This window comes from Lysinibacillus sp. YS11 (assembly GCF_002896375.1).
GTDB lineage: Bacteria > Bacillota > Bacilli > Bacillales_A > Planococcaceae > Lysinibacillus > Lysinibacillus capsici.
The window spans coordinates 2,940,774-2,964,469 of the sequence record NZ_CP026007.1; the positions used below are offsets into that span (position 1 = coordinate 2,940,774).

The 23,696-nt window shown below is 37.3% G+C and carries 26 protein-coding genes; 13 read left to right on the plus strand and 13 right to left on the minus strand.

The window, feature by feature from the left end; all coding sequences use genetic code 11:
• Positions 1-37: 37 nt before the first annotated feature.
• The 3 genes from LBYS11_RS14605 to LBYS11_RS14615 form a co-directional block, all read right to left on the minus strand.
• Positions 38-643 (minus strand): superoxide dismutase, encoded by a 606-nt coding sequence (locus tag LBYS11_RS14605; protein ID WP_016995356.1) that lies wholly within the window; start codon positions 641-643, stop codon positions 38-40.
• 175 nt (positions 644-818) lie between these two features.
• Entirely contained in the window at positions 819-1,298 is a 480-nt protein-coding gene (locus LBYS11_RS14610; RefSeq protein WP_004230999.1) for a DUF456 domain-containing protein, read from the minus strand.
• A gap of 62 nt (positions 1,299-1,360) precedes the next feature.
• On the minus strand, positions 1,361-2,992 hold the full coding sequence (locus LBYS11_RS14615) for a Na/Pi cotransporter family protein (protein ID WP_103118433.1): 1,632 nt from the start codon (positions 2,990-2,992) through the stop codon (positions 1,361-1,363).
• A gap of 194 nt (positions 2,993-3,186) precedes the next feature.
• Between LBYS11_RS14615 and LBYS11_RS14620 the strand changes: the two genes are divergently transcribed.
• From LBYS11_RS14620 to LBYS11_RS14635, 4 genes are all read left to right on the plus strand, one after another.
• Positions 3,187-3,705, plus strand: a complete 519-nt coding sequence (locus LBYS11_RS14620; protein ID WP_103118434.1) for a DUF1189 family protein — start codon at positions 3,187-3,189, stop codon at positions 3,703-3,705.
• A 52-nt stretch (positions 3,706-3,757) separates the two neighbouring features.
• A complete protein-coding gene (locus tag LBYS11_RS14625) occupies positions 3,758-4,102 on the plus strand; it encodes a hypothetical protein (protein WP_004230996.1) in 345 nt (114 codons plus the stop codon).
• A 96-nt stretch (positions 4,103-4,198) separates the two neighbouring features.
• Positions 4,199-5,314, plus strand: a complete 1,116-nt coding sequence (gene ispG / locus LBYS11_RS14630; RefSeq protein ID WP_004230987.1) for a flavodoxin-dependent (E)-4-hydroxy-3-methylbut-2-enyl-diphosphate synthase — start codon at positions 4,199-4,201, stop codon at positions 5,312-5,314.
• 12 nt (positions 5,315-5,326) lie between these two features.
• Positions 5,327-5,899: a 5' nucleotidase, NT5C type gene (locus tag LBYS11_RS14635; RefSeq protein WP_048392241.1), complete on the plus strand. Its 573-nt coding sequence runs from the start codon at positions 5,327-5,329 to the stop codon at positions 5,897-5,899.
• 60 nt (positions 5,900-5,959) lie between these two features.
• Here LBYS11_RS14635 and LBYS11_RS14640 read toward each other — a convergent pair whose 3' ends face one another.
• The 3 genes from LBYS11_RS14640 to LBYS11_RS23990 form a co-directional block, all read right to left on the minus strand.
• Complete coding sequence (locus tag LBYS11_RS14640; RefSeq protein WP_103118435.1) at positions 5,960-8,047, minus strand: methyl-accepting chemotaxis protein; 2,088 nt, start codon at positions 8,045-8,047, stop codon at positions 5,960-5,962.
• 498 nt (positions 8,048-8,545) lie between these two features.
• On the minus strand, positions 8,546-8,719 hold the full coding sequence (locus LBYS11_RS23110) for a hypothetical protein (protein WP_158651956.1): 174 nt from the start codon (positions 8,717-8,719) through the stop codon (positions 8,546-8,548).
• An 85-nt stretch (positions 8,720-8,804) separates the two neighbouring features.
• Positions 8,805-8,933 carry a hypothetical protein gene (locus LBYS11_RS23990; RefSeq protein WP_255349862.1) on the minus strand — a complete coding sequence of 43 codons (129 nt, stop codon included), beginning with the start codon at positions 8,931-8,933 and terminating at the stop codon, positions 8,805-8,807.
• A gap of 198 nt (positions 8,934-9,131) precedes the next feature.
• Between LBYS11_RS23990 and LBYS11_RS14650 the strand changes: the two genes are divergently transcribed.
• From LBYS11_RS14650 to LBYS11_RS14675, 6 genes are all read left to right on the plus strand, one after another.
• Positions 9,132-9,617 carry a hypothetical protein gene (locus LBYS11_RS14650; RefSeq protein WP_233732832.1) on the plus strand — a complete coding sequence of 162 codons (486 nt, stop codon included), beginning with the start codon at positions 9,132-9,134 and terminating at the stop codon, positions 9,615-9,617.
• 215 nt (positions 9,618-9,832) lie between these two features.
• Positions 9,833-10,174, plus strand: coding sequence for a MerR family transcriptional regulator (locus LBYS11_RS14655; protein WP_233732834.1), 342 nt, complete (start codon positions 9,833-9,835; stop codon positions 10,172-10,174).
• 32 nt (positions 10,175-10,206) lie between these two features.
• Positions 10,207-11,541, plus strand: a complete 1,335-nt coding sequence (locus LBYS11_RS14660; protein ID WP_103118437.1) for a hemolysin family protein — start codon at positions 10,207-10,209, stop codon at positions 11,539-11,541.
• Positions 11,542-11,631: 90 nt separating this feature from the next.
• Positions 11,632-12,036 carry a hypothetical protein gene (locus LBYS11_RS14665; protein ID WP_004227282.1) on the plus strand — a complete coding sequence of 135 codons (405 nt, stop codon included), beginning with the start codon at positions 11,632-11,634 and terminating at the stop codon, positions 12,034-12,036.
• A 138-nt stretch (positions 12,037-12,174) separates the two neighbouring features.
• A complete protein-coding gene (locus LBYS11_RS14670) occupies positions 12,175-12,624 on the plus strand; it encodes a helix-turn-helix transcriptional regulator (RefSeq protein WP_009370152.1) in 450 nt (149 codons plus the stop codon).
• A gap of 260 nt (positions 12,625-12,884) precedes the next feature.
• Positions 12,885-13,619 carry a metallophosphoesterase gene (locus tag LBYS11_RS14675; protein WP_048392235.1) on the plus strand — a complete coding sequence of 245 codons (735 nt, stop codon included), beginning with the start codon at positions 12,885-12,887 and terminating at the stop codon, positions 13,617-13,619.
• 69 nt (positions 13,620-13,688) lie between these two features.
• Here the strand turns inward: LBYS11_RS14675 and cyoE are convergent, their stop codons facing one another.
• The 5 genes from cyoE to LBYS11_RS14700 all read right to left on the minus strand — a co-directional run bounded on the left by cyoE (position 13,689) and on the right by LBYS11_RS14700 (position 17,616).
• Entirely contained in the window at positions 13,689-14,639 is a 951-nt protein-coding gene (cyoE, locus tag LBYS11_RS14680; RefSeq protein WP_048392234.1) for a heme o synthase, read from the minus strand.
• A gap of 313 nt (positions 14,640-14,952) precedes the next feature.
• Entirely contained in the window at positions 14,953-15,606 is a 654-nt protein-coding gene (locus tag LBYS11_RS14685; RefSeq protein WP_103118438.1) for an alpha/beta hydrolase, read from the minus strand.
• Between the two features lie 38 nt (positions 15,607-15,644).
• Entirely contained in the window at positions 15,645-16,202 is a 558-nt protein-coding gene (locus tag LBYS11_RS14690) for a hypothetical protein (RefSeq protein WP_066036433.1), read from the minus strand.
• Positions 16,203-16,339: 137 nt separating this feature from the next.
• Positions 16,340-17,041 (minus strand): tetratricopeptide repeat protein, encoded by a 702-nt coding sequence (locus LBYS11_RS14695; RefSeq protein ID WP_103118439.1) that lies wholly within the window; start codon positions 17,039-17,041, stop codon positions 16,340-16,342.
• A gap of 104 nt (positions 17,042-17,145) precedes the next feature.
• Positions 17,146-17,616, minus strand: a complete 471-nt coding sequence (locus LBYS11_RS14700; RefSeq protein WP_066036434.1) for a thioredoxin family protein — start codon at positions 17,614-17,616, stop codon at positions 17,146-17,148.
• Positions 17,617-17,811: 195 nt separating this feature from the next.
• Between LBYS11_RS14700 and LBYS11_RS14705 the strand changes: the two genes are divergently transcribed.
• Together LBYS11_RS14705 and LBYS11_RS14710 are read left to right on the plus strand one after the other, a co-directional pair.
• Entirely contained in the window at positions 17,812-20,106 is a 2,295-nt protein-coding gene (locus LBYS11_RS14705) for a YhgE/Pip domain-containing protein (RefSeq protein WP_103118440.1), read from the plus strand.
• 79 nt (positions 20,107-20,185) lie between these two features.
• Positions 20,186-20,698: a PCYCGC motif-containing (lipo)protein gene (locus tag LBYS11_RS14710; protein WP_016993502.1), complete on the plus strand. Its 513-nt coding sequence runs from the start codon at positions 20,186-20,188 to the stop codon at positions 20,696-20,698.
• A 32-nt stretch (positions 20,699-20,730) separates the two neighbouring features.
• Here the strand turns inward: LBYS11_RS14710 and LBYS11_RS14715 are convergent, their stop codons facing one another.
• The gene (locus LBYS11_RS14715) at positions 20,731-21,150 is read right to left on the minus strand and encodes a hypothetical protein (protein ID WP_233732086.1); all 420 of its coding nucleotides are present in this window, start codon (positions 21,148-21,150) and stop codon (positions 20,731-20,733) included.
• A gap of 304 nt (positions 21,151-21,454) precedes the next feature.
• On the minus strand, positions 21,455-21,991 hold the full coding sequence (locus LBYS11_RS14720) for a hydrolase (protein WP_103118442.1): 537 nt from the start codon (positions 21,989-21,991) through the stop codon (positions 21,455-21,457).
• Between the two features lie 395 nt (positions 21,992-22,386).
• On the opposite strand from LBYS11_RS14720, the gene serC reads away from it, so the two are divergent.
• On the plus strand, positions 22,387-23,475 hold the full coding sequence (gene serC / locus LBYS11_RS14725; RefSeq protein ID WP_103118443.1) for a 3-phosphoserine/phosphohydroxythreonine transaminase: 1,089 nt from the start codon (positions 22,387-22,389) through the stop codon (positions 23,473-23,475).
• The last annotated feature ends 221 nt before the right edge of the window (positions 23,476-23,696 follow it).

Consider the following 23,696-nt stretch of genomic DNA (forward strand, 5'->3'; position numbering starts at 1 on the left):
GTGATTGCTCACTTTAGGCACAGCCAATTATTCGTTATTATTTTGCAGCTTGGAATTTAGCTTCTACTACATCCCAGTTTACTACGTTCCAGAAAGCACCGATGTAATCTGGACGGCGGTTTTGATAGTTTAGGTAGTATGCATGTTCCCATACATCTAAGCCTAAAACTGGTGTTTTCCCTTCCATTACTGGAGAGTCTTGGTTTGGAGTAGACGTAACAGCAACTGAGTCACCATCAACGATTAACCAAGCCCAACCTGAACCAAAGCGAGTTGTAGCAGCTTTAGCAAATTCTTCTTTGAAAGCATCGAAAGAACCGAATTTAGCATCGATTGCCTTTGCTACTTCACCAACTGGTGTATTTGAACCGCCTGGAGCGATTACTTCCCAGAATAATGTATGGTTAGCATGTCCGCCACCGTTGTTGCGTACAGCAGTTTGTTTGTCAGCTGGAAGAGCATCTAGGTTTGCAATTAAGTCGTTAATGTCTTTTTCTGCAAATTCAGTACCTTCTACTGCTGCGTTTAAGTTTGTTACATAAGTATTGTGGTGTTTAGAATGGTGAATTTCCATTGTTTTTGCATCGATATGTGGTTCTAATGCGTCATAAGCGTAAGTTAATTGTGGTAATTCGTAAGCCATTGTTAAGTTCCTCCCTAAAATAAGAAATAATTAGTACATCCTTAGATTATCAAAATTGGTCAAACCATTCAACGAAAAATACTTCAATTTGAAGATTTCAGCCTTTTGACCGAAATACCGATATGTTTACTATCTTACCCTTTTCTCTCACACACTAAACCTTAAAAGAAAGGCATTAAATGGCGATAAAAAATACAATAATCATAACAATTTGAATAACAGCCTTGACAACAGTAGATGTCAAAAAGCCAATTAAAGAACCTACACCACTTTTCACTGCCTCACTAAATGTACGTTTCTCAACGATTAGTTCCGCAATCACAGCCCCTAAAAATGGTCCAATTAAAATCCCTGCCACAGGAATCACAAATGGACCAATTAATAACCCAATGGTGCTCCCCCACATGCCAGCATTGGAACCACCAAACTTTTTGATACCAAATGCATTTGCCACAGTATCTGCCCCAAATAACAACACGACAAATAGTATTTCAATGACCCAAAACCACCAGCTTAGCTCTGCGAATGAGAAAAATAAGCCATAGAGCAAAAACCCACCGACTAAAAACAGTACTCCGGGAATAATTGGATATACTAAACCAATAAATGAAATAATAAAGCAGGCAATCACTAAGATCCAGCCAACAACTTCCATAAAGATTCTCTCCTTTTAACGTGCATTGCCTTTCATACGAAATAACAAAGTGAAAAGTTTCATTAATGACGAATGCCTAAAATAGAATCTGCAATATTTACTGCATGGTCTCCTATACGCTCTAGGTTGCTAACGATATCCATATAAACAATTCCTGCAGCCCCACTACACTCATTTGTGTTTAATCGGGCAATATGCTTTTGACGTAGTTTATCTTCCATATCATCAATCAGGCTTTCTAGCTCTGTTACTTCTTGAGCTAAACTTAAGCTAGCGGTATCTAATGCTTCTATACTTTTACGCACTGCCTCTATGGCTAAACTAAACATACCTATTAAGTCCTGTCGCGCTGATTTACTTAAGCTTACCTCGTGGTGATCCTTGTACTGTAAAAGCTCTAATATATTTTCAAAATGATCCCCAATTCGTTCAAAATCCCTTACATTTGTCAATAAAGTATGATGTCTTACAGAGTCTGCACGGGAAAGAGGCTGCTTAGACACCATTACTAAATAATCAGTAATTTCATTGTCTAGATGATTAAGCCCGACTTCTAGCTGTAGCACCGTCGGAATATGCTCTACCTCTCCAGATTTCATATATAAAAACGTTTCTTCTAACCCACGCAATGCATGTTCACCCATTCGTAATACCTCTTCTTTAGCTTGACCTAGCGCAATAGCAGGAGAGGAATCAATGAATGAAGGATCTAAATGCTTAGTTGTTACATTGATATGGCCATCATGTCCCGGCAATAGCTTTGTAACTAAGGCTGCGAGTCCAGCAATAAATGGTAGTTGGATCATCATATTAAAGACATTGAATGAGCCATGAGCAATGGCAATCTGCATGCGAGGCTCTAAATGAAATACGCCACTGATCCACTGTACATATTGCATAAACGGTGTGAACAATAACATGAAAATAATCGTTCCAATCACATTAAATAATACATGAGCCGCTGCTGCACGCTTAGCGTAAATAGAAGCACCAAGAGAAGCTAAAACAGCTGTAATGGTCGTGCCAATATTTTCCCCAAACAATATCGGTAAGGCACTATTTAAACCAATTAATTGTTCTGCATATAAACCTTGCAATACCCCCACCGTTGCGGTAGAGCTTTGCACAAGTAATGTGAAAATGGTTCCTAAAAATATGCCTAATATCGGTTGATTGCTTAAATGAAGCGTTAACGATGCAAAATCTGCAAGCTGGTGTAACGCCTGCATACTAGCACTCATCAACTCTAGCCCTAAAAATAAACCGCCAAAGCCAAATAGAATCTGACCAATATGTTGATACGTTGCTTTCTTTAAGAAAAATAAACAGGCTGCCCCAATTGCCAATAAAGGGTAAAAATAGAGTCCAATATTAATACCAATAATAAATGCTGTAATAGTTGTACCAATATTTGCCCCCATAATGACGCCGATTGCTTGACGCAGTGTTAAAAAACCAGCACTCACTAACCCTACAGTGATGACTGTTGTGGCAGAACTTGATTGTATGCAAATTGTTACAAATATACCTACCAGGACACCCATAACAGGGTTTGTGGTAAAGCGATTTAACCATTCACGTAACCGATCATCCGCTGATTTTTGAAGCCCATCCCCCATGAATTTAATGGAAAATAAAAAGACCCCTAGTCCGCCTAAAAACTGAAAGAGAATGCTTTGCCAATCTATTGTCAATTGTTTTCGCTCCAATTCCTACATCTCTACTACCCTCGTTCTAATCATTAAATGATTCCAAACAAAAAGTAAAGAAATCCTTTAACTTCTTTACATAATGTTAACATTTTAACATCAAGACCCTCCTCATTTATACTTCTTTCATATCTTGTCCTCATTGAACATGTTAAAATATCGATTGGAGGAGATATAGCATGAAACACTCACAGCTTTTTATTGATAGTCTTATACATCCTAAAAAACTAGCAGCCTATCGTTTATTACCTATTGGAAAGGTTATTCAATATACTTTTCTACTGATTACCATTGTGTCCGTATTCTCTTTAGGTCGTTTTGCAGCAGGTATGTCCGTTGATACATTCGATATGGATAGTTTAACTGGTTTAACAGATTACATAGAGGGCATTAAATGGCTCTTATATCCATTCACCTTCCTAATGCTTTTCGTCGTGACAACAATGCTTATTTTTGCACAAATTGCCCTTTATGCTTTAGCAGGTTTATTTATCTTGAAAGCGATGAAGCGTCGGGGTGAGTATCGCCATATCTGGAGAACAACTACCTTTGCGATCACTTGGGCTACGTTACTTTCGATGTTAGCAGACTATCTGCCCGTTAGCAGTTCTGTTATCACTGTACTATCTTTATTTTTAACCATTTCTCTATTAATTGTGGCCTTTACAAAATATCCAAAACAACCAAATATAAAATAATGTGCATGAATCCCCTCTCTTCTCAATATAGTGTAGAAAAGGAGGGGATTTTTTGCGAGCATTCATCTTAACAACTATCATCATCGTAATTGCCTTTGTCGTCAAAGTAGATTTAACAGAAGGGTCCATCCCACTTGCGGCTTTATCCACAAAGAGCTCAGAAAACGGACTTTGTGAACAACAGCGTGAGCCAAATTATATTACTGTACAAACGATTGAAGGAGATACCATTCATAGTTTATTTGCTCTACACCCTGCTAAAGTTCCCATGACCTTTCCAGAACGCTTACAACTTTTTTACAACTTAAACCCACACTTACAATTACAAGCACTAGTTCCAGGTGAAAATATCAAGCTTCCTCTCTCATTTGAGCTTGAAAACAAATGCGGAAAATGAAAAGTTAGCGTTTCTTCCTTGTCCTTATTTTCTTACACTGCTAAAATAAATGACAGTGACGGCTGAAAATAGTGGCCCGAAAAGGAGAGAAAGTTAATGAGTGAAATTTGTCACCGTTCAAATACACGTCCTGTGCGTGTCGGTAACTTAACAATTGGTGGTAGTAATGAATTATTCATTCAAAGTATGTGTACAACCAAAACACATGATGTAGAAGCAACAGTTGCAGAAATTCTTCGTCTTGAGGAAGCAGGCTGTCAAGTTGTTCGTGTTGCTGTACCAGATGAACGTGCAGCGGACGCGATTGCCGAAATCAAAAAACGTATTCATATTCCATTAGTAGCTGATATTCATTTTGATTATAGATTAGCATTAAAAGCCATTGAAAATGGTATTGATAAAGTACGTATTAATCCAGGTAATATTGGTCGTAAAGAAAAAGTGGAAGCTGTTGTTAATGCAGCCAAAGCAAAAGGTATACCAATTCGTATTGGTGTTAATGCCGGTTCATTAGAGCGTCATATTTTAGAAAAATACGGTTATCCTACGGCTGATGGCATGGTAGAATCTGCTCTACACCATATTAAAATTTTGGAAGACTTGGACTTCCACGATATTATCGTATCAATGAAGGCATCTGACGTTAACCTTGCCATTGAAGCCTACGAAAAGGCGTCTAAAGCCTTTAATTATCCGCTACATTTAGGGATTACAGAATCAGGGACATTATTTGCCGGTACTGTAAAATCAGCAGCAGGTCTTGGAGCCATCCTATCAAAAGGTATAGGAAACACATTACGTATCTCCCTTTCCGCTGACCCTGTAGAAGAGGTTAAAGTAGCACGAGAACTATTAAAATCCTTTGGCCTCGCTTCTAATATGGCAACTCTGATTTCTTGCCCAACATGTGGACGTATTGAAATTGATTTAATTTCTATTGCAAATGAAGTAGAAGAATATATTTCAAAATTAAATGTACCGTTAAAAGTAGCTGTTCTAGGCTGTGCGGTAAACGGTCCTGGAGAAGCGCGTGAGGCAGATATCGGTATTGCTGGTGCCCGTGGTGAAGGCTTGTTATTCATGAAGGGGAAAACAGTCCGAAAAGTGCCAGAAGAAACAATGGTGGAAGAACTGAAGAAAGAAATTGATAAATTAGCAGCAGAAATGGAAGAAAAACGTGCAGCGGAAGAAGCTCAAAAAGCGAATGCCTAAGGAGGTGCTAGCATGAAAAAGCCCCGCTTTGGTATTGATATTGATGGGACTGTGACATGTCCAAGTACACTCATTCCACATATTAATAAACAGTACAATGTAAATATTACGCTAGATGATGTTTGTGAATATGATTTTTTATCTGCCTTCCCACACCCTATTGACCGAAGTGCCTTTAATACTTGGTTTAAGGAAAATGAACCTTATATGTACGAAGTCTCTGAGGTGGCAAAAGATGCAAAAAATATTCTAAGCGCTTGGAAAAATAATTTTGAGCTGTATTATATTTCTGCACGAGGTGAAAATGTAGCAGACATCACTGTCAATTGGTTTAAATCGCAAGCTATACCTTACGACCATATCGAGCTTCTCGGCAGCCATGATAAACTAGCCGCTGCAAAAAAACATCGTGTAGAAGCTTTCTTTGAGGATAAGCATGATAATGCGGTGATGCTGGCAGAGGAATTAAAAATACCTGTTGTGTTATTTGATACACCTTATAATCGTCTTGCCGTTCCTAATAATGTTGTAAGGGTTTATAACTGGCAGGAAGCAAATCAATTTATTACACAATTTTTCAAATAAGTATTAAGAGCTGTAGGCAAGGTTGGATGAAAATTTCACCTTGCCTACAGCTCTTTTATTTTAATATTGAAATTTAGCTAATGCTGCCTGTAAAGAGTCCGTCATAGCTGTTAATTGTTGGGCTTTGCTATTGATGTCATGAACCGCTAAATTCTGCTGTTCCATCGTTGCCAATAACTCCTCTGTTCCTGCTGAGGATTGCTGGCTAACAGCTGTCATATTTTCCACTGCACGTACAACCTCCTGCGTCTCCCTTTGAATGACACTGGAGGCAGCTGTCACATTATCGATTTGCGCTACTGTATCGACAATATGGCGTAAAATCGCATCAAGTGCCTGCTTATTGGCATCAATATATTGCGTATTGTTTTCCACAGCTAAGACAACACTTTGCATAGCATCACTAGCCTTTGCTGCTTCCCTCACAACCATATCAATAATGGAGGCGATTTGGCTTGTTGATTTGGCTGATTCTTCTGCAAGCTTTCGTACTTCCTCTGCCACAATCGAAAAGCCCTTGCCGTGCTCACCTGCACGAGCAGCTTCTATCGCCGCATTTAATGCTAATAAATTTGTTTGACCTGCAATAGCATTAATGACTTGTAAAATACGATTAATTTCTGTTGATTGGTCGCTGAGCTGTTGGACGACCATAGCTGTCAGTGACACTTTTTCAGACATCACTTCCATCCCTTGAATAGACTGCCCTGCATGAATTAAACCTTGTTTAGAAGACGCTGTTGTAAGCTGAGAATCCTGAAGCATTTCTTCAATTGCCATTTGAATTGCTTGCAATTTATGCTCAACCTCTTGTGTAACGCCTAATGTGGTAGACGCCTGTTCGGCTTGTACGGTAGCACCTGTCGCCAACTCACTTGTTGTTGTTAACACCTGTTCGATACTGATGCTCATATCATTGGTAGAAGCACGTAAATCTCCGCTGTATACATTCACCTGATTGGAAATATGTGTAGCTGCTTGTAACAGCTCACGCATATTGTCTGTCATATGATTCATTGCATGTGCAAGCTCGCCAATTTCATCCTTCGAACGAACCTGTAACGGCTCCACTGCTAAATTTCCACCAGCAATGGTTTTGACCTGTTCCACTGTCTGAACCACTGGTTTGACGATCCGTTGAGCTATCCAAGTAATGGCACCAACTAATACAATAATACCAATAATAGCTAGTAGTATTGATAACCACATTGCCTCACTTGCGGCTGCCATTACCTCATCAGATGGAATAATTACCTGCAATGCCCACGGTGTCGACGTTTGACCAATTTGGATAGGTGAGACAGCAATAAATGAAGCTTCCTGTAAATAGGATGAATAATCCTCTACTAGATAGGGTTTGCCCTGTTCAACAGCAGACAGAATTTTATCCGTATTTTTATATTTTTCCATTTCAGTCACTGGTCTATTGACATAATCAGGAGATGGGTGGGAAACAAATGTCCCCTTATGAGACACAATGGCACTATACCCTGTATCATAGAGTACAATTTCATTATTAATGGCAACCAATGTCTCTAAGCTTATATCAATTCCAACAAGACCAACGACTTTTCCATCTATTTGAATAGGTATAGCTGTGGAAGTCATCAATACATCCTGACCGTCAACTGGGTAAGTTAACGGCTCTAAAATAACCTCTTGTTTCAACGTTTTAGGTAATACATAATAATCACTAGTTTCATAGTCTTCTAGAGGAGCAAGCGTCACATCGTTGTTGCTGCGTGCCCAATATGGAAGGAAACGACCTGATGCATCATGCCCTTTCAAATTGGCAAAATGAGCATCTTGTCCATCAAAGGCATTTGGCTCCCAAATCGTCCAAACCCCTAGAAAGGTGTCATTGTGTTCGAGTAATTGTTTGAGCATCTCGTTTGCTAAATCACGATCTCCCTTATGATTGGCTACCATTGCTTGGAGATTAGAGGCTACTGTCCTTGCTGTATCCATCGCATAATCAAGTTCCATTTGCATTTTATATGCACTTTCGGACGCCCGCGATTGAGCAAGCTGTCGTGCATCCTCCACTGCTAATGAATTAGTTTTTACAATATTGACACTTAAAATAATGATGAACACAATCATCATTGTAGATAACGTTGTCAGTAATATTTTATGTAGTAATTTCATATGTACCAGCTCCTGCCTATAGCAACTAAATAAATAATAGCATTTATGCGTCAATAAATAACTAAATATTCAGAAAAATATTTTTAATGGTAATTAACATACAATTTAGCCGTATGTCATCCCGTTGTACAGAAGATGACACGAAGCCTTAGTTCTCTACTAAAAATGGAATTTTGCTAGTGTTTGTTGTAAGGAGTTCGTCATACCTGATAAGCTTTCTGCCATATTTTTTGAACCGCGGGATTTTGCTGCTCCATCGTTGCTAATAGCTCCCCTGTTTCTGCTGAGGATTGCTGGCTGACAGCCGTCATATTTTTCCACTGCCCACACTACCTCTACCGTTTCCTTTTAAATTAAAAGAGAGGCAGTTGTCACTTCGTCAATTTGCGCCACAGTAACAACGATATGTTGTAAGATGACATCAAGTGCTTGTTTATTAAATTTTGAATCTGGTACGCGTTATTAGATGTTTCTGCTTGTGCCATTTTTTGAGCTGTTTCAATCATTTAATTTTTTGTTTGATAAATATTCACAGCTGTTAGAATTACGAATACCTACTGTTCCAATGACAGTTGTGAGAATTTTCCCCAATAAATTCATATGCATCATCCCCTTTAGATAGAAAGTAATAGATACGTAACCAATTAAGCTAATTATAGCATCATTAGACATGATTAAAGTATCTCATTTAAGAGTAAATATGTATTTTTTATAGATAAAAACTCCTGTTTCCAGGAGTTTTTCAAAGTACAGCTCATTATATGTCAAGTATGCCTCGTAGCCAACGCTCCACAAAGTTTTCAAACGTAATCCCATAAGTATCATAAACAGCATGATAAACAAAATATGTTCCTAATCGATCAAGCATTTCATCATTAATTTTCATCACAAACCGCTCCCATTCTTTTGTTTTTTTACTAAATATTCAGACTTATATAATTCTCAAATGCCGAACAATCAAGTGGAGGTCGCATCGTTGCAAAACCGTCACAAACTACCGCCTTCATGCCCTTTCTTCATATTTTTCTTTTCGTTAAGATAGTTATAACAACTTACTAGACTGGAGGGACTACTTGTGAAATGGATGACAAAAGTTGCTTGTATCACATGCATCTGCGCACTACTTTCTGGATGTGGTGGTCGATTTTCAGAAATTAAAGATGCTGCCTCAGGCATCAATTCAGCTGCTAATTCCGCAGCTAGTGCAGTTAGCCGAGATGTCCATGCAATACGTGCTCTAGACATTAACTATAAAGATACATCGTTTACGGTTAATGACCTATTTAAAACTATTTTACGTGACATACGCTGGGATTATGACCTTGAAAAAAATGAGCTACATGTGAGAGGTACTTGGAAGCCTCCACTATTTTCTGATCAGGCGTGGAGTGACGATATGAAAGAAAAGCTTACTGAATCAGGCTTTGTGACTGTTACCTGTCAAATAATTGACGACAAAATTGATAGCCAACAAACGAGCATAACACTTACATATAATGATGAAATTCTCTTACAAAAAAATGGTGAGGAAGCACTCCATCACCTATACGATACTTATTTACTTCCTTAAACCTAGGAACGTCTCTACCATTTAATCATGGTAGAAACGTTCTTTTTTTGTAAAAAATCTTATAATTTCGAAATATCAAAGGCTATCATTTGAATAAACTAAAACCATCACGTTATAATCAAAGTATCACGTGATGGTTTGGAGGTGTTTGCATTGGGACAGAAAAATTAAAGATTGGCGAGCTTGCAGAAAAAACAGGCATTACTAAACGAACAATTGATTACTATACAAATATTGGTTTGCTAGATGCAGAACGTTCTGCAGCAAATTATCGCTACTATGACCAAGCCATGATTAAACGGCTTCAATTTATTGAACAGCGCAAACAACAGGGGCTTTCACTTGTACAAATCCAACATGAGTTAAACATCACACCCTATGAAGAAATCGATGTACAGGTGCTTCGTTTAAAAATGCAAGATTTAGAGCATGATGTTACATCTCTGCTCGCACAAATGAACAAGCAAGATGATAAAAAAATTGAAACGATTAAGAAAAATGTTTCACCCGAAAGTATTGCATTAATGCAATCTTTATTATTACTCATTCATAATTAGGAGGTGACGTTCTGTTTTTACAGAACGACTATTTGGAGACCATAATAAACCTATCGATTTTTACCATTCTATTAGCTTTAACAGGCTTTTTCGTGGCAACAGAATTTGCCATTGTAAAAGTACGTTCCTCAAGACTCGATCAGCTGGTTGCAGAAGGCAATAAAAAAGCAGTTGCTGCTAAACATGTTGTTCAACACTTAGATGAATACTTATCGGCGTGTCAATTAGGGATTACTGTAACCGCTCTTGGTATCGGGATGGTTGGTGAAAAAACTTTTGAATTTATGCTTCACCCGCTATTTGAAATAATCGGTATTTCTGATAAATATATGACGATCTTTACAATTGGAACAGCCTTTGCCATTGCTACATTTTTACATGTAGTGGTCGGCGAATTAGCCCCAAAAACAGCTGCCATTCAAAAAGCTGAATCCATTACACTTCTTTTTGCAAAACCCATTATGTTTTTCTATAAGATCATGTATCCATTTATTTGGTTCTTGAACGGTTCTGCACGCGTGTTAGTTGGCTTATTCGGAATGAAACCTGCTAGCGAACATGAGCTATCTCATACAGAGGAAGAATTGCGATTATTACTGTCTGAAAGCTTTAAGAGTGGTGAAATCAATAAATCTGAGCTCAAATATGTCAATAACGTCTTTGAATTTGATGAACGTATTGCTCGTGAAATCATGGTTCCCCGAACAGAAATTATTGGAATTGAACAAAATGAATCTTTTACAAACATTATTCATTACATCGCTTCTGAAAAATATACGCGTTACCCGATCTATGATGGGGACCGAGATAATATATTAGGTTTCATCAATGCGAAAGAACTATTAACACAGGGTCTACTTGAACAACTTACAGACGACTCCTTAGTTCTAGAAGATTTCATAAATCCTGTCATTCGCGTAATTGAAACAATGCCCATTCAAGAATTACTTGTACGTATGCAAAAGGAACGAATCCATATGGCTATCCTAATGGATGAATATGGTGGTACATCTGGTCTTGTAACGGTTGAAGATATTTTAGAAGAAATTGTTGGTGAAATTCGAGATGAGTTTGATGATGATGAAATTGCGGATATTCGAAAAATTACAGATCATCACTATTTATTAAATGCAAAAATGCTTGTGGAAGATGTAGAAAATCTATTAAACATTACCCTGGATGCTGAAGAAGTGGAAACATTAGGTGGTTGGTTCTTAACTGTGAATAACGGCATTAAAGCATCAAAAAATATTGAGCTAGGCTCCTATATTTTTAGCATCTATGAGCAACAAGGTCATCAAATTCATTATATAGAGGTTCGTCCTCTTCGAAAAAGTCCACCTCTTAAAACAGAGGTTCAATCGTAACAGTAGGAAACAGTATTCCTTATTCCATTATTAGCCATTTCACTATATAATGAATAGAGAAAATGATTTTAGTTGCAGGGGGCCATACACATGACATTATTTAAGCTATATCATTCAGATGGTATTCACATTATTACTGATGTAAAAAAACACAAAACAAATATTGAGTTAAAAACAATCACGGGAGAAGTTCTATTTATTATCGTGGTAACAGATGAAAATTACACAGTCTACGATGATCGGTTTGCAGGAGCTTCCAAGCAATTAAATTCAGTTGAAGCTTTCGATATTGATGGGAGTTTTCGTAGTTTAGATTTCGATAATATGCGCTCTCTATTTAAAGAATCTTTTACAAAGCTTTTACAAGAGATTGCTGTGTGTGTCAAAAATAAAGAGGAGCTTGTGGATATTGATACACTCCGCCATAAAGTCAGCGCACAGATTAAAGGCATCCACTTCAGGGTGATCTCGGATACGAAAAAATATGAAATCTAACATCCAACAGACTGTCCATTAGGGGCAGTCTGTTTTAATTTTACGCGACCTCTGCCACTTCCCAAGGTGAAAGAAAAACACGCTTCTTTACTTTCATGTATAATGGAACTTAACAATCTGAAAATAAGGGGTGTTAGGATGAATCGTGAACAATTAATCACACTCGTTTCAGAAAAACTGAAATTAATCCGTACAGAAAAAGCTTTCACACAGGATCAAATGAGTGATTTACTAGGATTATCAAAAAAAACACTTGTCCAAATTGAAAAGGGCCGTATACTAGCTGGCTGGACAACCACTGTTACAGTTTGCACATTGTGTAGAGACAGTACGATTTTACAGCATGAGCTTGGTGGTGATCCATTAGAGGTTGTAGATTTAATCGCAAATAATGGAACATTGCAGCCAAAAGAGAAAACAATGGGTGGATACATATGGTGGAAAAACATTCAGGAGTATGGTGGTTTTCGACTACAGCAAAACGTCATCAGTCAGCATTATCGTATTTTAGACAGCAATAATTTTCGCCTCATTTCAACATTTGATGAACAAATAGCTAAGCAAGCATGGGAAAAACTACAGATATAATTTTTAAGTCAAACAGTAGGAGCATAGCAATTTGCTTCTGCTGTTACGTTTCAAGCATTTCCCTCCTCTCATCACCCATCTTCTCTAGACAAATGAATAAAGCTATAAAAACATCCTTCATATGATAAACATAGTAGTAAGAGAATTGTTTCTTTAAAAATTCTATGAAAAAAGCTAGGAGAAGCTAGAAAAGTCGAAACTTGTAGAATAATTCTCTATACTTAAGGGTAAAGCTGTACTATTAGAAAGGATGCTCGTAAATGAACCGTATACTAGCAATTAGTGACATACATGGAGAATTAGGGCTACTGGAAGAATTATTATTAAAAGCAAACTATGACCCAATGAACGACCAGCTTTTTCTTCTTGGTGATTATATTGATAGAGGGCCCTCTTCTAGTGGTGTGTTAAATTTAGTGAGTGAATTACAGACAAAAGGTGCACGAGTTTTACTAGGCAATCATGAGGCGATCATGCTCAATGCATGCCGTTCAGGTCTTGCTAAGCCATGGAACCATTGGGTAGGGCTTTGTGGTGGTGAGGCAACATTAGCAAGCTATGGCTATCAGTTGGCAGACTTTGAGGAAGCCATCCAATGTAATACTCTGCCTAGCTTTATTAAAACGCTCCCTAAGCTTGAAGAACATTTACAGTTAATCGAGACATTTGAAATATATATTGAGTTAGAAGATGCTATTTTCGTCCACGGTGGCGTTGTGCCAGGTGCTGCAATAGCCGAAACTGACCCCATGCGCTTACTTTGGATTCGTGAGGAATTCCACGCAGGCTATCAAGGGGAAAAAACAGTAATCTTTGGCCATACCCCTACGTATAACCTGCATCATGATCCAACTGATTATCGTGTTTATTTCGGAGAAAATAATATTATTGGCATTGATGGTGGAGCTGTGTTTGGCGGACAGTTACATGCATTCGAGTGGCCTAGCCGCCAAATCATTTCTGTCGACAATAAAAAACCAACAAGTGACGAGTAAACTTGTTGGTTTTTATTTTCGTAATTGTTTTCGCACAACTTTATTTTTTTCAGGGCAATTTTTGAAAAATTAATATAACTTAAAAATAACTCCTACTAGCGAGTACACAATAACAGTTGTGAATAGTATAGTCATATGGAATAGGGAAAAAACAAACATTTTGGTAGCCCATTTCACTTGATCTGTATTACTATGATAACCGTAAATACTCATCACTAGCCAAGCAACACTTAAGATCAATGCCACAAGCATGATGCCTACACTTAGCGAGCCAAATAAAAAGCTTGATAGAATCAATAGTATTAAATAGAAATTGGTTTGATAATACGTTCGACGCATCCCTTTGATAACTGGTAGCATGGGTACACTGGCTGCTTCATAGTCTACACGTTTGCGAATGGCAATAGCATAAAAGTGAGGCATTTGCCAAATGACCATAACAAAAAATAAACCAAGTATCGCTGGGTGTGTAATATCTGTAGATACAGCAGACCAACCTATTAATGGTGGCACCGCACCACTAATACTACCGATTTCTGTATTATATATCGTACGACGCTTTGTCCACATTGTATAAGGGACTACATATAGGAATACACCTAATAATCCAAATGCCGCTGCTAAAGGTGAAGCAAGTGCCAACACAGCTACGCCAATAATTAACATTACAACAGCTAATGATAAAGTAGATTTTGCTGACATTTCACCCGTTACAGTTGGTCTGCTTTGTGTACGAGGCATAATTGCATCAATATCACGATCATAGACATTATTAAAGGCCCCCGCAGCTCCAATGACAAGGGCGGAACCGATTGTTGAAAAAATGATTTCTGGTATATTGTCTACAAATGTCATTTTATTTTTGTACATGCCTAGCGTTAAACCAGCCCACATAGGTATTAAATTGGATTTGATAATCCCTGTCTTGACGGTTTGCGCTAAAATAGAAGAACGTGATGACTTCCCTCTTGTTTTTTCGGAGGATAGTGGTTTATGCTCCGTTTTCAGATTTTGTTCCATTCAGCTTAATTCCTTTTCTCCATAATTTCTACACGCTTTCATCGATAGAAAGCGACAAAATTTGCATCTAGCACATCAAATTATTATTTTACCCCTTTTAGATCTGTTCTGTCTCTCTTTTCACATAAAGTACATGTTTTTCATCTAACAAAGCACGTTCATTCACAACATCTACTATGATACCACCGACTGACGTGAATTTGAACCTTCTTGCCTCGATTCTTCCAAACACTATTGGAGAAAAATAATTTGAGAATAGGTTATATTACGATAGCCAAAAAAACCGAGACAAATTTTTGCCTCGGATTTCCTTTTATTGAATTTCTTCCTGAAGTTGCTGCGCTAAAAATGCCACTAGATCACGTAGATTATCAGGTGTTACACCATGTCCATCTGGGTATTGTTTAAATGTCACTTTGGCACCAAATTGTTCAAAGATCTCCTTGCTTTCCATTCCCCATTGAGAAGGTATTACATAATCATAATCACCGTGCGAAATAAAAGCATGTAAATGTTCTACAGAACGAATAGCGTATTCCTCCGTCACAAACTTTGGCGTATAGCCACTTAATGCAACAATACCCGTCACTAAATTCCCCATCACAAAGGCAAGTGATTGTGCTAAAACCGCACCTTGGCTAAAGCCTAAAACAAATACTTTATGAGGATCGATTTGATATTCTTCGATGGCCTCTAATATAAATCGTTGCAATGCAATCAACACTTTATCGAAGATTGCACGATCCGGTTGCCCCACCTCTTGAATGGTAAAAAAAGCATAGCCGGGATGTTGCGTAATTGGCCCTCGTAAGCTAAATATATGACATTGCTCTTGAAAATCCTGCACTAATTGTGGTAAATCATCTTCATTGCTGCCCATGCCATGAAGCAAAAAAATAGCAGGGTACTTCTTCGTAGGGTCCATATTTGTTGGTTGTGTATGGTTAAAAGTAAATGGTGTATTCATTTAATCAAATTCCTTTCGCGTGAAGCTTTGTAACAAAATTAGTGTAATTTTGTTTTATTAATTAATCCATCTGTATGGTAGGCAATATAGCCATTGACAATTCGTATCGTTTCTTGTGGATCTGCATCAAAGAGTATTTTTGATTGCTCTGGCGTGGATACAAGCACGGTTAATAAATCCATACGCATGGAATGTCCAGCAGAGCTATAGGCATAGTCATAAATAATCGCTTCCTCTGTCATGCCTTCTGTCTCATATTGCTTATGGAATAAATTCTTTGCAGCATCCAATTGCTCTGCCACTTGTTGACGAATTCGCATCTGATGCATTAATAATTCCTCTTCAAGAGCTGATGGCTTTAGCCACTCCTTAGCTTGAAGCATATTTAGAAATTCCTGCTCCCAAGCCTGTTCATTCTCAGTAAAATAAAGCATATTAATCATCAACATGTCCCAAAAGTCCATAGATGTTGCGGCTGATTGTCGCTGCATAGTAATTGTTTCTTTAAAATGCTCTTCCACTTTTGTAATATTCATATTGCGAACTAAATGATTACATACGTTTTCTATAAACTTATTTGCCGCTTCTTGTGCCATAAAAAATCCGTCCTTTATATCTACAAATCATTTTCTTTCTTATCATACCATGATTGTGAAATATGGCAACGAACCCCGCTCACTTGATTTCTCAGTGAAAAGGATGTCTCCATATCCGTTGGAGACATCCCAGAATCTTAGGAGAAAACATAGCTATCCATATTATTTATTGTATTTTGAATGGCCTCTTTCAATGATCGCTGTTGTTCGCCACAAGAAGCTAGCGCATCCTCCAATGTCAGTGCTGCATTCGCCATAAATGGAGCCATTTGCAAATCTTTTGCCAATTGAATAAGTACGAGGGCTCTATTCCATTTCCAACGAGGATTTGTTGGATCTAGCTGTATCGCTTGTTCTAAATAACCGAGCGCATCAAATGGCATCCAACCAAAACGATGCATCGTCTGCCCTGTGATCCCCCAGTAGACAGCCTTATTCGGATTTTGCTTTACTGCTTGCTGAAAGCAGTGAACACTCTCATTGTATTGATGTGCGAATAGGAACAGCTCCCCCTGTGTAAAAAAAGATTGCGCCTTGTCTGCGGGTGTTCCAGTTTTTGCGACTTCCTCCAATTGCTGAATACGCTTCGCAAATGACTCTTCATCTTTTATTGACCGTATATCTGCAACTAGATCTGATTCTGGATAGCTTTCATCAGCGCGTTCCACATGCTGTACTTCGAGATGACCATTTGGCTTTGGATAACGATCATATTCATATTCTTCTAATAGTCGAATATACTTTTGTGCTAGTGCTTTGTCCGCTTCGTTTGTTACCTGCTTCGCTAATTCGTAGCATTTCATTAGTTCACCATTATAAAAATAATCATCCATTGACATTCATCATTCCTCCAGTGTACAACTATTCAGTATTTTTAGTATACACTACAAAAACAAAAGAGACCGTATCTAAATAATTATGATACAGTCTCTTCCTTTTCTATTTATTTAACCGTATTTAAGAACGTTCGTAAATCTTCTTCTTTAAGAGCTCCTACAAAGCGATTTACTTCTTTACCATCTTCGAAACGAATAAATGTTGGTGTTGCTTCAATATTATACTTGTCTGTTAGATCATCGTATTCATAGACATTTAATTGTGCAATATCAACACCTAGCTCTTCTGCAATTGGCATTAACACTGGCGTGAAAGCTTGACAGTGTATACAAATCGGGCTGAAGAAATAAGCATTGACAGGCTCACCAGCTTTTATTTTTTCCTCTAACTTGTCTGGCAACATAATGTTTTGATAGTTTTTGTCATCTACTTGATCGATTGTTTCTTGTTTAAGCTCTTTATCGCCATAAAGTTTTTTTGCGATTTCTAACTTACTTTGATTTGAGACGTTGGTAAGCACAATAATTGCTGCAAATAAAACAACAATCACTGAACCAATAATTAATAATTTTTTCACTAAAGTAGTGACCTCCTTTTTTACACTAAAAGCCCTAGTTTTAGTGCATTCGCGATTGATTATAAATTGTTTTGAAAACCTAGTAAACTAATTCGCCTTTAAATGAAGATATTTCACATTTATAACATAATTTCAAGTATATTTGGGAACATACATAGTGAGAGTTCATGAAAATTTGAATGTGGGGTGATCATGATGAAAAACTCGTTCCAGCATGTTTTTCAAATTTATACAAAAGATATCCGTAATATTGTCACAAACTGGGTCGTAGCTGTCATTATAGGTGGACTAATTTTTCTTCCATCACTTTATGCCTGGCTAAATATTTATGCCTCCATGGACCCTTACGCCCACACCTCTAATATGAAAATCGCGATTGTCAATGAAGATACGGGAACCACAGTAAGAGATGAAGCAATTAATGTCGGGAATGAAGTAATTGAGACTTTACGTACGAATAAAAGCTTTACTTGGAAGCTCGAAACAGAGAAAAAAGCTAAAGAACAATTAAAAAATGGTGATTACTTTGCAGTCATAATCATTCCAAATGATTTTTCGCAAAAACTAACCTCTATTTTAACCGACCAACCAACGAAGGCCCATATTGATTATTATGTAAATGAAAAAAAGAATCCTATTGCCCCTAAAATTACAAGTAAAGGAGCGAGCGTACTTACACAGCAGGTTTCGAATGAATTTGTATCCACCGTCAATGGGACACTTTTTTCTATTTTTAATACAATTGGAATTGAAATGGAACGTGACATCCCTGATTTCCGCAAATTCGAAAATTATGTTTTTACTATCGAACAGCATTTACCTGATATTAATTCATTTTTAACGCAAGCCTCTACTCAAGGAAAGGAGGCAAACCAATTACTTAATCAGGCGCTGACACAAGTTCCACAGGTGGAACAACTAACGACAGATGGTTTAACTACCATTCAAAGGGGTTTACATTTAGTGAATGAAGCAGATGCTTTATTTAATGAACTATCCCCTATCATCAAAAAGGATGTCGCAACTGTTCAAAATATTGCCCAACATTTTACAGAAATCATCAATAAGCTCAATCGTATAAATTTTGACCCTGCCTCCATTACGCAAACAAAAGAGGCACTTAAAAATCAATTGTCAACTTCTAAAGACAACATAAACAAGAGTATTCAAACACTTGAGGCACTGCAAAAATTAATTCAGGCAGATGCTTCTACTCGTAAGCAATTAGAAGACTCTTTAACAACCATTATTGGTTCTTTACAGGAAAGTAATGCAGAAGCGAATCAACCAATCATCGAACAGCTTACAGCCATTCGCGAAGCTTTGGAACATCCACCAAACTTCATTGATTCTACGTCAAATGCGCTTAACTCATTACAACAATTACAGACTCTACAAGACGATTTACTAAATAAAGTGGATCAATTAAAGCCAATTGATAAAGATGTTATCAAGCAAGACATTACAGCTATTCAGCAAATCGCACAAAATGCTACAGCTAATTTACAAAAATTCTTATCCTACTATAACGAAAGTCTAGAGCCACAAATTCGATCTACCCTTACCAGTGCGAAACAAACTTTAACTAACGCTTCTACCATGCTCACAAATGTTAAACAATTCATACCTCAGGCAACAGATAAATTGACACAGGCCAAAAACACGCTAGGAACAGCAAATCAAGCTATTCAAAAAATACAAACTGAATTTCCAACTTTAAGTGCTAAAATCAAAGAATTAGCGAATAAGCTACGAACTTTAGAAGAAGAAGCGGATCTAGCAGAGATTGTGCAATTACTAAAAAATGATGTCAACGCCGAACGTGATTTCTTTGAGGAGCCTATTAAATTAAAGGAACATCGCGTATTCCCTATTGCGAACTATGGAACAGCCATGACACCGTTTTACACAGTACTATCTATTTGGGTAGGCTGTTTACTGTTAATTTCATTATTGTCTGTGAATCTCCATGGAGATACATCTTATAGTATTCGAGAAATTTACTTTGGTCGACTCTTAACATTTGCAACTTTCTCGTTTATTCAAACTCTCATTATTACCATTGGAGATATTTTCTTAGTAGACGGCTCCATTCAAGCACCTGCCTACTTTATCTTATTTGGACTTTTTATTAGTCTCGTATTTGTAACGGTTGTCTATACACTCGTATCCGTCTTCGGTAATGTAGGAAAAGCATTAGCGATTGTGATGCTTGTGTTACAAATTGCAGGCTCTGGTGGAACCTATCCAGTCGAGTTATTGCCGAGGTTCTTCCAAATAATCAACCCTTTTTTACCATTTACGTATGCGATTGAAATGATGCGTGAAGCTGTCGGCGGAATTATTTGGTCAACAGTCTGGATGGACCTCATCTTCCTATTAGGTTTCTGGTTCATTTTTATCCTGTTCGGATTCTTCTTAAAAAAATTATTGAGCGAGAAAATGGAACATTTCATGAACAAAACACGTGGATTAGATATATTTCACTGATTTTCAACGAGACGTCTGTAAATGTTTATGAAAACGATGTTATAATGGAAGTATTGTAAACATGTAGGAGGCGCTATTTTTGAAGAAATCGATTACTATTTTTGTTGTATTGGCGTTACTGTTATTAAGTGCTTGTGGAGAAAATAAAAACAGTGCTGAAACCACTCCTAAAGCAAATGACGCTTCACATGAAGGTCATGACCATGCAGAGGCATCTGGTGATATCCAAGAAGAAACAGCTTCTGCTGACGTCCTACCAACCTTTTTAGAGGGCAAGCAAGAAAATATACGCTTAGTCTATCAAATCGCTGGACAATCAACAGAGATTCTCGAATGGATGCCATGCTATTGCGGCTGTGGGGAATCTGCTGGCCATAAAAGTAATTTAAATTGCTTTATTCAGGAAAAACGTGAGGATGGTTCGATTGTTTGGGATGATCATGGGACGCGTTGTTTAGTGTGCTTAGAGATTGCTGTCCAATCAGCACAACTGCACAAAGAAGGCAAGAGCTTAAAAGAAATTCGTCAGTTCATTGATGACACGTATAAAGAGGGCTATGCAAAACCAACACCAACGGACATGCCTGCATAAAAAAGCAAAGTCGCACATTCGCGACTTTGCTTTTATTGTTTCAGTTGATTTTTCTTTCGTTTACGAAGGATGATATACAGGATAACTGCAATGACAAGGATGAGCCCAACAAATTCTGCAATTAAAACATAGGATATTTCACCTTTTTTAGCTACTTTCCCGTCTTCCTTATCAGCATTTTGATTTATGGCTACAACAAATTGCCCTTCTTTTGTTTCAATCGCAGCTTCTGTCTGTGAATTCGTCTCTTTCAAGTGAGCATAAAAGTTACCTTTTACAGAGGCATTTTCTAATGAATGAATCCATAATAAAGGCTCTTTAAGCTGCCAGAAATTTTTCGTTATGAACACATATTGGCCAATTGCCTCAGGTAAAAACCCTTGTGAGATAAGCTGCTCAGATGTGTGAGGGATTTTTGAGGATTGCTTGGCAAGCCATATTAGCTGTTCCATTTCTCCCATACAAATGACTGTTTTTTCATAGTCATCATCCTAATTAAAAGTTATTTACCCATAACGAATTCCCGATTTTTAATTATAGTATACAACAAATGGAATGGCTAAGTTTTTATATGAGTAATGTCACACATAATCTAGCCCTAAAATAAAAAAGATGCCCAATAAGTGTCTATAGACCCATTAGACATCTACATTTATTCAATCTAACCCAATTTCTTTGTATATATTTCTCTTGAAAGCAAAATTGTTATTACAATGAATGGAATAAACATACCAATTGTTTCAATTTTAATTTGCGTTATTTAACAAGCTTCAAAATGGTTTTAAAATGTTCATGATCTGCACGTTGTAGTAGTTCATACAAGATCATTTCGGTGCTAGTTGGGTAAATACCAAGCGCATGCATCTTTGTAAGCCCAATTTCTTTATTTGCCTTTGTTCGAGAAGATACTGCATCTACAACAACCTCTACTTCAAATCCTTGTTCTTTCAGGTGTCTCGCCGATTGGTACACACAAATATGTGTTTCAATACCTGTCACAATGAATTGAGTACGTCCATTTTCCTTCATAGCCTCTACAAATGCCTCTTCTTGGCACGCACTAAAGGCAATTTTAGGAATCGGTTGCCCTTCTAAATGCTGAGCAATCTCAAGAGCCGTTCCGCCTAAACGACTTGGATTTTGTTCTAGCCATAAAATAGGTACTTCCAGTGCCTGCATTGCTTGTACGAGCTTTGCCACATTTTCAATTACCATTTCACTGTCATCTACAATTGTTGCTAACTTTCCTTGCACATCTACAACTACTAAACAAGCTTTCTCTACTGTAAACATCCTGAACACCTCTTTTTCTTTTCTTTATAATACTATACAAAAACCTGCTTATCTCTCGTAAAGTAATAAGGAGTTTTCTCTAACAATCGATTTTAATGGTTTTGCTTTAGCCTGTAGGTTTCACACTCCCAATAAGGAAATACTTGTAAATTAAAACACGAACATTATCGTTTTTATGGTAATAAAAAATATTTAATATACGGAAAATATCACTTAATTTCAAAAATAACTTTCTATTTGTTCGTTTTTAATGAAAAATACCTGCTTAAATGTGTACATTTTGTTGCGAGTCTGTCTCCATTCTGCTCAAATATTAAGAATTTTATTTTTTCTCTTGAAAATTAGGTTATAATCCAGTAAAGTTCTGTTATTAACCAAACAAGGAGTGTACCACTTTGACACAACGTGCATACAATTTCAACGCAGGTCCATCTGCTCTACCACAAGAAGTATTAGAAAATGCTCAACAGCAATTAGTAAACTTCCGTGATTCAGGTATGTCCATTATGGAAATGAGTCACCGTAGTGCCATTTTTGATGAAGTACATAACGAAGCCATTACTTTATTAAAAAAACTTTATGCTATTCCTGAAAACTATGAGGTACTATTCTTACAGGGTGGAGCAAGCCTTCAGTTTACAATGGTGCCTATGAACTTCTTAACAACTGAGCAAAAAGCTAGCTATGTATTATCAGGCTCATGGTCTGAGAAAGCTTTTAAGGAAGCTAAATTATTTGGGACACCTGTTGAAGCTGCAAGCACAAAAGAAAACCAATACCGCAATATTCCTGCTTTAGAAGATATTCAATTCAATGAAGATGATGCATATGTTCACATCACATCCAATAATACGATATATGGTACGCAATGGAAAAACTACCCTGATACAGGAAATGTTCCATTAGTGGCAGATATGTCAAGTGACATCCTATCAAAACCAGTTGATATTGAAAAGTTCGGAATCATCTATGCTGGTGCTCAAAAAAACCTTGGTCCTTCAGGTGTAACGGTCGTAATTATTCGCAAAGATTTACTTGAAAAAGCCAATAAAAATATTCCGACGATGCTAAAGTATACAACACATGCTGATAGTAATTCACTTTATAATACACCTCCAACATTTGGGATCTATATGCTAGGCGAGGTGTTAAAATGGGTTGAAGCTAAAGGCGGCGTAGCAGAAATTGAGAAACATAATGAATTAAAGGCTAAAGTCATTTATGATGCCATTGACAAAAGTAATGGTTTCTACAAAGGCCATGCCACACCAGAAAGCCGTTCTTTAATGAACATTACATTCCGTGTTGCAGATGAGGAGCTGGAAAAATTATTCCTTGTAGAGGCAAAGGCAGCAGGTTTTGTTGGGCTAAATGGACATCGTTCTGTAGGTGGTTGTCGTGCTTCCACTTATAATGCAGTGCCCCTTGAGGCATGTGAAGCTTTAAGAGATTTCATGGTAGATTTCCAACAAAAACATCAATAAACTTCTATTTAAAAGATGAATCTTTACAGAAATGTAAAGATTCATCTTTTTTTCGCGCTTGTAGAAGGAAATAAGAAATCTATCCCCATACCATTAGCTTGATTAGATGTTTATAGCAATATCTCAGCTTAGGGCTTTACACATTGCAAAAGTTTTTGAGAAAAATATAGATTTTTAAGCAGCCTATCGGACATATCGCCAGCCTCTAGCTATGCACCAAA